The following is a 12827-nucleotide window of genomic DNA, read 5'->3' as shown; positions in this document are numbered from 1 at the left end:
CCGGTTCAAACCGTCAACGGCGTGAACTGACGCACGTCCACCGAGGCCTGCGCCGACTCGAACCACGGGTCGGGCTCGCCGTCGAGCGCGAACTGCAGCCGCTCCCAGAGCGCCTTGCGGCCGTCCGCGTCTTCGAGGATCTTTTTCTTCACGTGGTCGAGGCCCACGCGGCCGATGTAGTGCACCGTGCGCTCCAGGTACCAGCCTTCCTCGCGGTAGAGCTGCAGGAAGGCGCCCGAATACTCCATCACCTCGGCGGCCGTCTTCACCTTCACGAGGAACTGCGCCACCTCGGTCTTGATGCCGCCGTTGCCGCCCACGTAGAGCTCCCAGCCCGAGTCGACGCCGATCACGCCCACGTCCTTGATGCCGGCTTCGGCGCAGTTGCGCGGGCACCCCGAAACGGCGAGCTTGACCTTGTGCGGCGAGTACATGGCCCAGAGCGCGCGCTCCAGGTCCTTGCCCATCTGGGTGGAGTCTTGGGTGCCGAAGCGGCACCACTCGCTGCCCACGCAGGTCTTCACCGTGCGCAGCGACTTGGCATAGGCAAAGCCCGAGGGCATGCCGATGTCCTTCCACACGCCTTCCAGGTCTTCCTTCTTCACGCCCAGCAGGTCGATGCGCTGGCCGCCGGTGACCTTGACGGTCGGGATCTTGTACTTGTCGGCCGCATCCGCAATGCGCCGCAGCTCGTCGGGCGTGGTGTGGCCGCCCCACATGCGCGGAATGACGGAATAGGTGCCGTCTTTCTGGATGTTCGCGTGGCTGCGCTCGTTGATGAAGCGGCTCTGCGGATCGTCCTTCGCCTCTTTGGCCCAGGTGCTGATCAGGTAGTAGTTGATGGCCGGGCGGCAGGTGGCGCAGCCGTTGGGCGTGCGCCAGCCGAGGTTGCGGTAGACCTCGTCGTGCGTGAGGTAGTGGTCCTTCCGGATCGCGTCGCGCGCGTCCTGGTGGCTCACGTCGGTGCAGCCGCAGATCGCCTTTTTCTTCGGCGTGGCCGAGTAGTCGCCACCGGCGGTGAACATCAGGATCTGCTCGACCAGCCCGGTGCACGAGCCGCAGCTGGCGCTCGCCTTGGTGTGCTTCTTCACCTCGTCGAGCGTGAAGAGGCCCTTGTCCTTGATCGCCTTGCAGATGGTGCCCTTGTTCACGCCGTTGCAGCCGCACACCTCGGCATCGTCGGGCATGCTCGCGGCCTTGCTGTGGCCTTCGTGCCCGGTGTCGCCGATGTTCGACTCGCCGAACATCAGCTTGTCGCGGATGTCGTGCACGCTGCGGCCGTCGCGCAGGAGCTTGAAGTACCAGCTGCCATCGACCGTGTCGCCGTAGAGGCAGGCGCCGACCAGCTTGTCGTCCTTGAGCACCAGCTTCTTGTAGACGCCGCCGAAGGGGTCGCTCATCACGATCTCCTCGGTGCCTTCGCCGCCCATGAATTCGCCCGCGCTGAAGAGATCGATGCCCGTCACCTTGAGCTTGGTGGAGGTGAGCGAACCCAGGTAGCGGCCGATGCCGAACTGCGCCAAGTGGTTGGCCGCGACCTTGGCCTGCTCGAACAGCGGCGCGACCAGCCCGTAGGCGATGCCACGGTGCGCCGCGCATTCGCCCACCGAGTAGATGCGCGCATCGGTCACGGTCTGCATGGTGTCGGTGACGACGATGCCGCGGTTGCAGTGCAGGCGCATCTTCTCGGCCAGTTCGACGTTGGGGCGAATGCCCACGGCCATGACCACGAGGTCGGCCGCGACCTCGGTGCCGTCCTTGAAGCGGATGGCCTTCACGCGGCCGTCTTCATTGCCGACCATGTCCTGCGTCTGCGCACCCATCAGGAACTTGAGGCCCCGGTCTTCGAGCGACTTCTGCAGCAGCTTGCCCGCCACGTCGTCGAGCTGGCGCTCCATGAGCCAGGGCATCACGTGCACCACGGTCACGTTCATGCCGCGCAGCATCAGGCCGTTGGCCGCTTCCAGGCCCAGCAACCCGCCGCCGATGACCACCGCGTTCTTGTGTGTGCGCGCGGTCTCGATCATGTAGTCGGTGTCGGCGATGTCGCGGTAGGCGATCACGCCCTTCAGGTCCTTGCCCGGGACGGGCAGCATGAAGGGGTTGGAGCCGGTGCACATCAGCAGGCGGTCGTAGGGGGCTTCGGTGCCATCCTCGGCGCGCACGACGCGCTTGACGCGGTCGACTTCCACCACCTTCTTGCCCGCGTGCAGGGTGATGTGGTTGTCGCTGTACCACTCCCAGCTGTTGAGCACGATCTCGTCGACCGTCTGCTCGCCCGCGAGCACCGGCGACAACAGGATGCGGTTGTAGTTCGGGTGCGGCTCGGCGCCGAAGACGGTGATGTCGTACAGGTCGGGCGCGATCTTCAGCAACTCTTCGAGCGTGCGCACGCCGGCCATGCCGTTGCCGACCATCACGAGTTTCATTTTCTTCATGGGGCTGGACCTTTCCTCGAAATCAAGCGAACGAGAGCCCGCGGCGCGCCCGAAGCTCGCGCCGTCGTCGTGGGGTGGACGCCGGTCGGCCGGCTGTCGCTGCGTCAGGCCGCGGTTTTCTCCACATGCGCCTGGCGCGTGTAGAGGAAATCGATCACCGCCTTGCGCGCATGCACATAGGCCGGGTCTTCCGCCAGCTCGACGCGGTTGCGCGGGCGCGTGATGTCCACCGCGAGCACGTCGCCGATGGTGGCGGCCGGGCCGTTGGTGAGCATCACGATGCGGTCGCTCAGCAGCACGGCTTCGTCGACGTCGTGCGTGACCATGACGACGGTGCTGTGCGTCTTCTGCACGATGGCGAGCAACTCGTCCTGCAGCTTCGCGCGGGTGAGGGCGTCGAGGGCGCCGAAGGGCTCGTCCATCAGCAGCACCTTGGGTTCCATCGACAGCGCGCGCGCGATGCCCACGCGCTGCTTCATGCCGCCGGAGATTTCACCGGGGCGCTTCTGCGCGGCGGGCGTGAGGCCGACGAGTGCCAATGCCGCATCGGTGCGCTCGCGAAGTTGCACCTTGCTCTCGGTCGCTGCGAACACGCGCTCGACCGCGAGGTACACGTTCTCGAAGCAGGTGAGCCAGGGCAGCAGCGAATGGTTCTGGAACACGACGGCGCGCTCCGGGCCCGGTCCCTTGATCTCGCGGTTCGCACAAAGGAGCACACCCTGCGTTGGCGTGGTCAGCCCGGCGATCAGGTTCAAGAGCGTCGACTTGCCGCAGCCCGAGTGCCCGATGAGCGTGATGAACTCGCCCTTGGCGACGTTCAGGTTGATGTCGCGCAGCGCGAGGAAACTTCCCTTGGCCGTCTTGAAGCGCTGCTCGACGTCGCGGATCTCGATGTACTTCGAATCGTCGTTCATGACCTCACCTCTTCGAACGTGAATGCAGTGGCCAGCTTGATGAGCGCGAACTCCAGCACCAGCCCGACGATGCCGATCACGAAGATCGCGATGATGATGTTGGCGACGTTGAGGTTGTTCCACTCGTCCCACACCCAGAAGCCGATGCCCACGCCGCCGGTCAGCATCTCGGCCGCGACGATCACGAGCCACGCGGTGCCGACCGCCAGGCGCACGCCGGTGAGCATGTAGGGCAGCACGGCGGGGAAGAGGATCTTGGTGAGGATCTTCCATTCGGAAAGATTCAGCACCTTCGCCACGTTCATGTAGTCGCTCGGCACGCGCTGCACGCCCACGGCGGTGTTGATCACCATCGGCCAGATCGAGCAGATGAAGATGGTCCAGATGGCCGCCGGGTTCGCGCCCTTGAACACCAAAAGTCCGATGGGCAGCCAGGCCAGCGGCGACACCGGGCGCATCAGGCTGATCAGCGGATTGAACATGCGCGCAAGAAATTCGAAGCGCCCGATTGCGAAGCCCGCCGGAATGCCCACCAGCGCCGCGAGGCCGAAGCCCAGCGCCACGCGCTGCAGCGACGAGAGCACGTTCCAGCCCACGCCCTGGTCGTTCGGCCCCTTGCTGTAGAACGGATCGCTGAACACCGTCAGCGCTTGCTGCCAGGTCGTGAGCGGCGTGGGAAAGCCGGTGGTGCTTTTCATGGCGACCAACTCCCAGATCAGCAGCAGCAGGCCGAAGCCTGCGAGCGGCGGGAGCACGCGCATCCAGAAGGCGCGCAGGTCGATGGGCGTGCGTTGTTTTTGCTCCCTCTCCCCTTTGGGGAGAGGGTTGGGGTGAGGGGCAGCCTCGACACGGGGAGCACCCTCACCCCGGCCCTCTCCCGCACGCGGGAGAGGGAGCGAGGCATCCAGGGGCGAATGAAAAACAGCGCTGACCATGGTGCGTTTCTCCTCAGACATGGAGCTTGAAGGACTCGACGTACTTCTTCGGGTCCTTGCCGTCCCACACGGAACCGTCGAAGAGCTTGCTGGTGCGCAGCACCTCCTTGGGCACGGGCGTCTGCGTGGCGGCGGCGGCCTGCTTGTAGATGTCGATGCGGTTGATCTCGGTGGCCACCTTCAGGTAATCGGGGTGCTCCTTCAAGAGGCCCCAGCGCTTGTGCTGGGTGAGGAACCACATGCCGTCCGAGAGATACGGGAAGTTCACCGCGCCGCCGTTGTAGAACTTCATGTGGTTGGGGTCGTCCCAGCTCTTGCCCAGGCCGTTGGTGTAGCGGCCCAGGATGCGCTGGTTGATCGCGTCCACGCTGGTGTTGACGTAGCTCTTGTCGGCGATGGTCTCGGCCATCTTGTTCTTGTTCTGCAGGCCCGTGTCGATCCACTTGCTGGCTTCGAGGACCGCGGCGGTCACCGCGCGCGCGGTGTTGGGGTACTTCTTCGTGAACTCGGCGGTGGTGCCCAGCACCTTCTCGGGGTGGTCCTTCCAGATGTCCTGCGTGGTGATGGCGGTGATGCCGATGCCGTCCATGATCGCGCGCTGGCCCCAGGGCTCGCCCACGCAGTAGCCGTCCATGTTGCCCACGCGCATGTTGGCCACCATTTGCGGGGGAGGCACGGTGATGTTCTTCACGTCCTTGAACGGATCGATGCCGGCCGAGGCGAGCCAGTAGTAGAGCCACATGGCATGCGTGCCGGTGGGGAAGGTCTGCGCGAAGGTGTATTCGCGCTTCTCGGTGGCGATGAGCTTGGCGAGCGACGCGGCATCGACAGCGCCCTTGTCGGACAGCTTCTTCGAGAGCGTGATGGCCTGGCCGTTGTTGTTCAGGGTCATGAGCACGGCCATGTCCTTCTTCGGGCCACTCAGGCCCAGGTGCATGCCGTAGACCAGGCCGTAGAGCACGTGCGCCATGTCGAGGTCGCCGTTGGAGAGCTTGTCACGCACGCCGGCCCAGCTGGCTTCCTTGCTGGGGACGATCTTCACGCCGTATTTCTTGTCGATGCCGAGCACCGAGGCCATCACCACGCTGGCGCAGTCGGTCAGCGGGATGAAGCCGATCTTCACTTCTTCTTTTTCAGGCTTGTCGGAGCCCTGGGCCCAGACGGCGGCGCGCAGCGCGGGGTCGATGCCCACGGCGCCGATGGCGGCGGCTTGCAGTACGCGGCGGCGGCTGAGGCGGGTTTTCAGCAGGTCGGTCATGAGGGCGGGCTCCGGTTGAAGAACGAAAAAAAGCAAAGTCGAAAACAAAAAAGGCGTCCCGACCGCGCAGGGGCTGCTCGCGAACGAGAGCCCTTGCGGGATGGGGACGCCTTTGTCCGGTTCGGTGGGTGGCACCCGCCGTTGGGTGCCGCCTGCCTGAAGACCACGAAGGTCTTATGTACTCACTTACGCAAACTGCGTGCCAGTGGTTGCGGGGTGTGCAGTGCTATCGAAAAAGGAGCGCGAGCGCACGGTGCGTGCAGGGAGAAGCGCCGCCGGGTTTCACCAGCCATCGAAAGCACGTTTTTGTGCATTGCACCAAGTTGAAACGCTTTCAGCGCGGCGCACGGGCATCCGGCATCGGCAGGTAGTCGGCCATGGCGAGCATCGACTCGGCCACGTCGACCAGCCGGCGCTTCTGGTTCATGGCGGTCTGGCGCAGCATCTTGTGGGCCTCGTCCTCGCTCAGGCGCCGGTGCGCCATCAGGAGGCCCTTGGCGCGCTCGACCACCTTGCGCTCGTTGAGCGAGGCGCGCACGGTCTGCAGCTCGTCGCTCATGGCCTGCAGGCGCTGCGACTGCGCCTGCACCATGTCGAGCACCGAGCGCTCCAGCCCGCGGCCGTACGGGGCGGGGGTCACGGCCTGGGTGCCGGCATCGTCGAAGAACAGCGCGCCGCCGGACTGTTGGGGCGCCAGCGTGCCGATCAGTTGCTGGTAGGCCGAGAGATCGGTGCGCGCCTGTGCGGTCTTGCGATTGCACAGGGCGCGCAGGTCGGCCGCGAGGCGGTCTTCGACCGTGCGCATGGCATCGATGCGGCGCGTGCAGCAGTCGAACCAGCTCTGGCTCAGCTGGCTGTGCTGCGCATCGGACGGAGCGGTGGGGGATGCGGCCGGAGCGGCCAGCGTGGTGCCGACGCGGCGCAGCCGTTCGAGCTCGGCCATGGTGGCATCGGCCTCGCTCTCGCGCCAGAGCGCCAGCACTTCTTCGCTCGAGAAATCGGTGAAGACGTGAAAGCACCGCTCCTGCGATTCGATGAGATGCAGCCATTGCGCGCGCTGCGCCTCGTTGCCGCGGCCCAGCGCCAGCGTGGCGGCGCCAAAGGCGCGCTCCTGGCCCGCGAACTCCTTGCCCTGCATGAAGTTGAACATCGCGACCAGCAGCCGCGAAATCTCGGGGTCGGTGGCGCCGTCGGCCGCCTCGAACACCACGGCCAGCAGGCCGGCGACGAGCTTGGCAAAGGCTGCGGTGGCCTCTGCCGGCGCGAGCTCGAGCGCGCCGATGCGGCCGCGCAGTGCGGGCAGGGCGTCCAGTCCCGGCAGCACCCAGGCGATGCGGCTGAACAGGCGCGCGCTGTTGCCGGCACTGGCGCGCTGGCGGGCCTCGGTCTCCAGCTGGTCGAAGCCGTTGCGCACCGTCTGCTCGAGCGCCTGGCATTCGGCAATCTGCGGATCGCGCTGGTCGGCAAAGCGACGGCCGCGCGAGGCGAGGAATACGTTCGACATGCCGCGCTCGCGCTGCAGCGCATGCACCAGCCGGCCGATCAGGCCGACCAGCTCGCTGGTGCGGGCGAGCTGGTCGAGCTCGTCGATTTCGCACTGGCGGGCAGCGATCAGGAAGTGCAGGCCGGATTTCATGGTGGGTGGAAAAAGAGAACACACCGTCGCTGCAACATCCGTGCCTTGCCCCTTCGCGGGCGACCCTCGCAGGCGCCACCTACACTCGCGGGATGCTCTTGTTGGGAATCGAATCATCCTGCGACGAGACCGGCGTGGCGCTGGTCGAATCGCACGGCGACGCGCTGCCGGTGCTGCTTTCGCACGCGCTGCACAGTCAGATCGCCATGCACCAGGCCTACGGCGGCGTGGTGCCCGAACTGGCCAGCCGCGACCACATCCGCCGCGTGCTGCCGCTGACCGAAGCCGTGATGGCCGAGGCCGGGCGCTCGCTGAAAGAGATCGACGTGGTGGCCTATACGCGCGGGCCGGGGCTTGCGGGTGCGTTGCTCGTAGGCGCGGGCGTGGCTTGCGCGCTGGGCGTGGCGCTCGGCAAGCCGGTGCTGGGGGTGCATCACCTCGAAGGGCATTTGCTGTCGCCGTTTTTGAGCGCCGATCCGCCTGAGTTCCCTTTCGTCGCGCTGCTGGTGTCGGGCGGCCACACGCAACTGATGCGGGTCGACGGCGTCGGTCGCTACGAACTGCTCGGCGAAACCATCGACGATGCGGCCGGCGAAGCCTTCGACAAGAGCGCCAAGCTCATGGGCCTGCCGTATCCCGGCGGCCCGTGGCTCGCCAAATTGGCCGAAGGCGGCAGCGCGACGGCATTCAAGCTACCGCGGCCGCTGCTGCACAGCGGTGATCTCGATTTTTCATTTGCCGGCCTGAAAACGGCCGTGCTCACGCAGGCCAAGAAGCTCGGCGACCAGCTCGAGGCGAACAAGGCCGATCTGGCGGCGTCCACGCAGGCGGCCATCGTCGAGGTGCTGCTGAAGAAGTCGCTCGCTGCGCTCGACCAGACCGGGCTCAAGCGCCTAGTGGTGGCCGGCGGGGTGGGCGCGAACAAGAATTTGCGTGAGCAACTGAACGCGGCATGTGCCAAGCGCAAGGTGCGCGTGCACTACCCCGAGCTGCACCTGTGCACCGACAACGGCGCCATGATCGCCATGGCCGCCGCGATGCGCCTGCAATCGGGCCTGTCGCAGGCCAGCGAGCGCTACGCCTTCGACGTCAAGCCGCGATGGCCGATGGCCTCGCTGGCGGCCGAGGCGCAGCCGCTGCCTGAGGCTGTGTAAAGCGGCGCGTGCCGCCCTGCAAAGGCAGGGCAGCACGTCGCATCAAGACCTGGCCGTTTCAGCCAGTCGAGGTCGCCTTAGCTGATCTGCAATTGCGAGGCCTGGCTCACAGGCGCGAGCTTGCCGAGCTTCAGCGTGAGCACGCCGTTTTCCAGCTTGGCTTCGCTCGCCGCAACGTCGATGTCCTGCGGCAGCTCGTAGGCCGCCTTGAACTGGCGCTTGGCTTCGGCCTTGCTGTCGATGCGGACCACGGGGCCTTCGATGCTGATCGCGAGGTCTTCGCGCGAGAGGCCCGGCACATCCAGCGAGAGGGTCCAGCTCTTGTCATCCTGCTCCACCAGCGGCGAGCGGCGGGGTGCGGCGAAGGCGTCGTTCACGAAGCGTTCGAAGGCGCGGTCCTGCGAGCGGGGAACGAAGCGGGTGGTGCGGATCGTGGGTGCGAAAAACATGATGAAAAGCTCCTGAATGAACACAATGAGGACAAGGAATGTGTGTCCCTTACACTGCGCGGCCATTCAATCCTGAGTGCCGCTTGACACCTCATCTAGGCGCAGCCGCACGCGTTTCAAGACGATGACTCCCCCCTTTATTTGGCGCCGCCAGGCCTTGAAATTCGCGGCGCTGGCGCTATGCGCGAGGCCCTTCGCCGGGCTCGCGCAAGCGCCTGTCGCGCCACCTGCACCCATCCGTCTGGCCTTGATCGAAAGCATGAGCGGGCCCTTCGCGAACACGGGCGAGGCGGTATTCCGCAACCTGCTGTGGGCGGTGGAGCGCGTCAACGCGCGCGGCGGCGTGAAGCTGCCCGGCGGCGCGCGTCCGCTGCAGCTGGACCGCTACGACAGCAAGGGCCAGAACGAAGAAGCGCTCTCCGCGTTGCGCGCGGCCATGGACGACGGCGCGCGCGTCGTGCTGCAGGGCAACTCGTCGGCCACCGCGGCGGCGCTGGTCGATGCCATCGACAAGAACAACGAGCGCGACCCCGCGCGGCGCGTGATCTTCCTGAACTACGCGGCGGTCGATCCGGTGCTGACCAACGAGCGCTGCAGCTTCTGGCACTTCCGCTTCGACGCCCATGCCGACATGCGCGTGGCTGCGCTGATGGACGTGGTGAAGGACGACACCGCGCTCAAGCGCGCCTACCTGATCGGGCAGGACTACAGCTTCGGCCAGTCGGTGCTGCGCGAGGTGCGCCGGCAGCTCGGCGTGCAGCGGCCCGATGTGGAGATCGTCGGCGACGAACTGCACCCGATGGGCAAGGTGAAGGACTTCGCGCCCTACGCCACCAAGATCCTCGCGAGCGGCGCGCAGGCGGTGTTCACCGGCAACTGGGGCAACGACCTCACGCTGCTCGTGAAGGCGGCGCGCGAGGCGGGCTTCAACGGCAGCTTCTATACCTTCTACGGCAACGCGCTCGGCGCGCCCGCGGCCATCGGCGATGCGGGCATCGGCCGCGTGGTGGCGGTGGCCGACTGGCTGCCCAACGTGCAGACCGTGCAGTCGGAGGCCTTCTACCGCGCGTTCCGTGCGCGCTTTCCGAAGCCCGCGGACGACTATGTGCACATGCGGATGCAGCTGCTCGTCGAGTCGCTCGCGCAGGCCGTCGAGCGTGCGGGCAGCGTCGATGCCGTGCCGTTGGCACGCGCGCTGGAGCAGGCCGATGTGAGCCTGTACGGCCAGCGCGGCCGCATGCGCGCGGCGGACCACCAGTTCCAGCAGCAGCTCGTGGTCGGCGTGATGGACCGGCAGGGCAAGCCCGGCGTGCAGTTCGATGTCGAAGGCTCGGGCTACGGCTTCCGCGTGATCAAGACGATCGCCCCGGAGCGCGCCGAACTGCCGACTTCGTGCAAGATGAAACGCCCCCAATGACGACGAACAGGACGACAGCCGATGCGTGAAGCCATCCACAACCTCGAAGCCTCCAAGATCCGCGAGGTGGCCAATGCCGGGCTCGGCCGTGACGACGTGCTGGCCTTCTGGTTCGGCGAGAGCGACGAGGTCACGCCCGAGGTGATCCGCCAGGCGGCCATCGAGTCGCTGCAGCGCGGCGAGACCTTCTATGCCCACAACCTCGGCCTGCCCGAGCTGCGCGAGGCGATCGCGCGCTACACCGGCGCGCTGCATCCGGCGGTCGATGCCTCGCGCATCGCCGTCACGTCGGGCGGCGTGAGCGCGCTGATGCTGGCGGTGCAGGCGCTGGTCGAGGCGGGCGACGACGTGGTCGCGGTGACGCCGGTGTGGCCGAACCTCACGGCGCAGCCGGCGATCATGGGCGCGCATGTGCGCTCGGTGCCGCTGGTGCCGGTCGAAGGGCAGTGGACGCTCGACCTGCCTGCGCTGCGTGCCGCGGTCACGCCGAAGACGAAGCTTTTGATCGTCAACGCGCCGAACAATCCCACGGGCTGGACGATGACGCGCGACGAGCAGCAGGCGGTGCTCGATCACTGCCGCGAGACCGGCACCTGGATCCTGGCCGACGAGGTGTATGAGCGGCTCTACTTCGAGCCCACGCCGAACGGCTGCGCGCCGAGCTTTCTCGACATCTCGAAGCCCGATGACCGGCTTGTCGTGACGCACAGTTTCTCGAAGAGCTTTCTCATGACCGGATGGCGCCTCGGCTGGCTGGTGCTGCCGCCCGCGATGGTCGATGGCATCGGCAAGCTGATCGAGTTCAACACTTCCTGCGCGAGCGTGTTCACGCAGCGCGCAGCCATCGCGGCGATCGCGCACACGGCGGACATCACACCGCGCGTGGTCGCGCACCTGAAGATGTGCCGCGACACCCTGGTGCCGTTGTTGGCCGCGGTGCCCGGCGTGCAGGTGGCGCCTGCCAAGGGCGGCATGTACGCCTTCTTCCGGCTCGAAGGCTTCGGCGATTCGCTCGACGTTGCCAAGCGGCTGGTGGTCGAGGCGGGACTGGGGCTCGCACCCGGCAACGCCTTTGCGCCGGAGGCCGAGGGCTGGCTGCGCTGGTGCTTCGCGTCGAAAGACCCGCAGCGGCTGGTGCAGGGCGTGGAGCGTCTGCGCAACTGGCTGGCGGCGCAGCCGCCGCGCAAGGGCTGATCCGCCTGCAATTTCGTTCAATACGCGGGACGTGCGGCCCGCCAAGCTTGGCCTTTCTTCGAGAGCGAAAGGTCATGCATGTCGGAACGAATCAAAGGGATGGCGCTGTGCGCGCTGGCGATGGTCACGGTGGGCAGCACGGTGGTCGCCAGCAAGGTGATCGCGGGCGGGCTGCCACCGTTCACTGCAACGGCGCTGCGGTTTGCGATGGCGTTGCCGGTGTTTCTTTTGCTGCTGCGGGTGACACGCACGCCGTGGCCGCGGCCTGATCGACGCGACCTCGCGCTGCTCCTGTGCCAGGCCGGGCTGGGCAGCGTCGGCTACACGGTGCTGCTGATCCTGGGCGTGCGCTGGGCGCCGGCCGCCAGTGCGGGCGTGGTGGCGGGCACGCTGCCGGCCGTCGCGGCGCTGGTGGCGGTGCTGGCGTTGCGCGAGCGACCGGGGCGCTACCTGATCGGCAGCATCGTGCTGGCGACGGCGGGGGTGCTGGCGATCAGCTGGCCGGGGGAGGGCGCCGCAGGGGACTCGAAATCCCCTGCCGCGATGATCGGCAACCTGCTGGTGCTGGGGGCGGTCGTCTGCGAGGCGATGTTCATCCTGCTCAACAAGCGCCTGCGGGTGCCGGTGCGGCCGCTGGCGCTGTCGACGCTGATGACGGCTTTCGGACTCCTGTTGTCGCTGGTGCCAGCCCTGTTCGAACGCGCTTGGGAACGCCCGTTGCCGAACGATGCGCTGGTAGGCGTCGCCTACTACGCGCTGGTGCCGACGGTGCTGGGTTTCGTCCTCTGGTTTGCCGGATCGGCCCGGCTGAAAGGGGCCGAGGCGGCGCTCTTCACGGCGCTTTTGCCGGTCTCCGCACTGGTACTCGCGGCAGTCTGGTTGGGCGAAAGTATCACCTTGGCACAGATCGGCGGCGCTGCCTGCGTGCTGGGCGCGGTGGGGCTGGCTTCGCTCGATGGAAGGGGCGGTAAACGCCCCGAAAGCCCCCTCAGGCCCGCCGAGCTATAATCCCGAGGCTTTGCATGCCGCAGGGCGCACGACAGGGGCAGTTCCAGTCCCTATCGCAAGTCAAACATCCCGGAACAAGGAAATTCAACATGATCGCAGCCTCCATCAAGGCCGAAGTCGTCAAAGACAACGCCCGCGCCGCCAACGACACTGGCAGCCCCGAAGTGCAAGTCGCACTGCTGACCGCCCGTATCAACGAGCTCACCCCCCACTTCAAGACGCACGCCAAGGACCACCACGGTCGTCGCGGCCTGCTGCGCATGGTGAGCCGCCGCCGCAAGCTCCTGGACTACCTCAAGTCCAAGGATGCCGACCGTTACACCGCGCTGATCGCCAAGCTGGGTCTGCGCAAGTAAACCGAATCGCATGAAAAAACGCCTGGGTTAGTCCGCTAGCTCAGGCGTTTTTTACTTCGCGATCCACT

At 66.6% G+C, this 12827-nt stretch carries 11 protein-coding genes; 5 read left to right on the top strand and 6 right to left on the bottom strand.

Annotated features, from left to right (window positions below):
* Nucleotides 1-5: 5 nt before the first annotated feature.
* The 5 genes from nirB to GNX71_RS21915 all read right to left on the bottom strand — a co-directional run bounded on the left by nirB (nucleotide 6) and on the right by GNX71_RS21915 (nucleotide 7181).
* On the bottom strand, nucleotides 6-2438 hold the full coding sequence (gene nirB / locus GNX71_RS21935; protein ID WP_206174368.1) for a nitrite reductase large subunit NirB: 2433 nt from the start codon (nucleotides 2436-2438) through the stop codon (nucleotides 6-8).
* A 104-nt stretch (nucleotides 2439-2542) separates the two neighbouring features.
* A complete protein-coding gene (locus GNX71_RS21930) occupies nucleotides 2543-3352 on the bottom strand; it encodes an ABC transporter ATP-binding protein (RefSeq protein WP_206174367.1) in 810 nt (269 codons plus the stop codon).
* Nucleotides 3349-4287, bottom strand: a complete 939-nt coding sequence (gene ntrB / locus GNX71_RS21925; protein ID WP_206174366.1) for a nitrate ABC transporter permease — start codon at nucleotides 4285-4287, stop codon at nucleotides 3349-3351. The genes GNX71_RS21930 and ntrB overlap by 4 nt, the downstream gene beginning before the upstream one ends.
* Nucleotides 4288-4300: 13 nt before the next feature.
* Nucleotides 4301-5545: a CmpA/NrtA family ABC transporter substrate-binding protein gene (locus tag GNX71_RS21920; RefSeq protein WP_206174365.1), complete on the bottom strand. Its 1245-nt coding sequence runs from the start codon at nucleotides 5543-5545 to the stop codon at nucleotides 4301-4303.
* A 334-nt stretch (nucleotides 5546-5879) separates the two neighbouring features.
* Complete coding sequence (locus GNX71_RS21915; RefSeq protein WP_206174364.1) at nucleotides 5880-7181, bottom strand: nitrate regulatory protein; 1302 nt, start codon at nucleotides 7179-7181, stop codon at nucleotides 5880-5882.
* A 92-nt stretch (nucleotides 7182-7273) separates the two neighbouring features.
* On the opposite strand from GNX71_RS21915, the gene tsaD reads away from it, so the two are divergent.
* Complete coding sequence (gene tsaD, locus GNX71_RS21910; RefSeq protein ID WP_206174363.1) at nucleotides 7274-8335, top strand: tRNA (adenosine(37)-N6)-threonylcarbamoyltransferase complex transferase subunit TsaD; 1062 nt, start codon at nucleotides 7274-7276, stop codon at nucleotides 8333-8335.
* 77 nt (nucleotides 8336-8412) lie between these two features.
* Here the strand turns inward: tsaD and GNX71_RS21905 are convergent, their stop codons facing one another.
* Nucleotides 8413-8784 (bottom strand): Hsp20/alpha crystallin family protein, encoded by a 372-nt coding sequence (locus GNX71_RS21905; protein ID WP_206174362.1) that lies wholly within the window; start codon nucleotides 8782-8784, stop codon nucleotides 8413-8415.
* 124 nt (nucleotides 8785-8908) lie between these two features.
* Here GNX71_RS21905 and GNX71_RS21900 point away from each other — a divergent pair, with 124 nt between their 5' ends.
* From GNX71_RS21900 to rpsO, 4 genes are all read left to right on the top strand, one after another.
* Complete coding sequence (locus GNX71_RS21900; protein ID WP_206174361.1) at nucleotides 8909-10201, top strand: branched-chain amino acid ABC transporter substrate-binding protein; 1293 nt, start codon at nucleotides 8909-8911, stop codon at nucleotides 10199-10201.
* Between the two features lie 21 nt (nucleotides 10202-10222).
* A complete protein-coding gene (locus GNX71_RS21895) occupies nucleotides 10223-11395 on the top strand; it encodes a pyridoxal phosphate-dependent aminotransferase (protein ID WP_206174360.1) in 1173 nt (390 codons plus the stop codon).
* Nucleotides 11396-11473: 78 nt separating this feature from the next.
* Nucleotides 11474-12403 carry a DMT family transporter gene (locus tag GNX71_RS21890; RefSeq protein ID WP_206174359.1) on the top strand — a complete coding sequence of 310 codons (930 nt, stop codon included), beginning with the start codon at nucleotides 11474-11476 and terminating at the stop codon, nucleotides 12401-12403.
* 89 nt (nucleotides 12404-12492) lie between these two features.
* On the top strand, nucleotides 12493-12759 hold the full coding sequence (rpsO, locus tag GNX71_RS21885) for a 30S ribosomal protein S15 (protein WP_007837783.1): 267 nt from the start codon (nucleotides 12493-12495) through the stop codon (nucleotides 12757-12759).
* Nucleotides 12760-12827 lie beyond the last annotated feature (68 nt).

It is taken from the genome of Variovorax sp. RKNM96, assembly GCF_017161115.1.
Lineage (GTDB): Bacteria > Pseudomonadota > Gammaproteobacteria > Burkholderiales > Burkholderiaceae_C > Variovorax.
The sequence above is the reverse complement of the archived record's forward strand: the minus strand, read 5'-3'. Positions and strand labels throughout refer to the sequence as shown.

What these genes read in the sequence shown, in the direction of transcription:
- GNX71_RS21895 (WP_206174360.1), top strand. Translation starts at nt 10,223, where the DNA reads ATGCGTGAAGCCATCCACAACCTCGAAGCCTCCAAGATCCGCGAGGTG.
- GNX71_RS21920 (WP_206174365.1), bottom strand. Translation starts at nt 5,545, where the DNA reads ATGACCGACCTGCTGAAAACCCGCCTCAGCCGCCGCCGCGTACTGCAA.
- nirB (WP_206174368.1), bottom strand. Translation starts at nt 2,438, where the DNA reads ATGAAGAAAATGAAACTCGTGATGGTCGGCAACGGCATGGCCGGCGTG.
- tsaD (WP_206174363.1), top strand. Translation starts at nt 7,274, where the DNA reads ATGCTCTTGTTGGGAATCGAATCATCCTGCGACGAGACCGGCGTGGCG.
- GNX71_RS21890 (WP_206174359.1), top strand. Translation starts at nt 11,474, where the DNA reads ATGTCGGAACGAATCAAAGGGATGGCGCTGTGCGCGCTGGCGATGGTC.
- GNX71_RS21905 (WP_206174362.1), bottom strand. Translation starts at nt 8,784, where the DNA reads ATGTTTTTCGCACCCACGATCCGCACCACCCGCTTCGTTCCCCGCTCG.
- ntrB (WP_206174366.1), bottom strand. Translation starts at nt 4,287, where the DNA reads ATGGTCAGCGCTGTTTTTCATTCGCCCCTGGATGCCTCGCTCCCTCTC.
- GNX71_RS21900 (WP_206174361.1), top strand. Translation starts at nt 8,909, where the DNA reads ATGACTCCCCCCTTTATTTGGCGCCGCCAGGCCTTGAAATTCGCGGCG.
- GNX71_RS21915 (WP_206174364.1), bottom strand. Translation starts at nt 7,181, where the DNA reads ATGAAATCCGGCCTGCACTTCCTGATCGCTGCCCGCCAGTGCGAAATC.
- rpsO (WP_007837783.1), top strand. Translation starts at nt 12,493, where the DNA reads ATGATCGCAGCCTCCATCAAGGCCGAAGTCGTCAAAGACAACGCCCGC.
- GNX71_RS21930 (WP_206174367.1), bottom strand. Translation starts at nt 3,352, where the DNA reads ATGAACGACGATTCGAAGTACATCGAGATCCGCGACGTCGAGCAGCGC.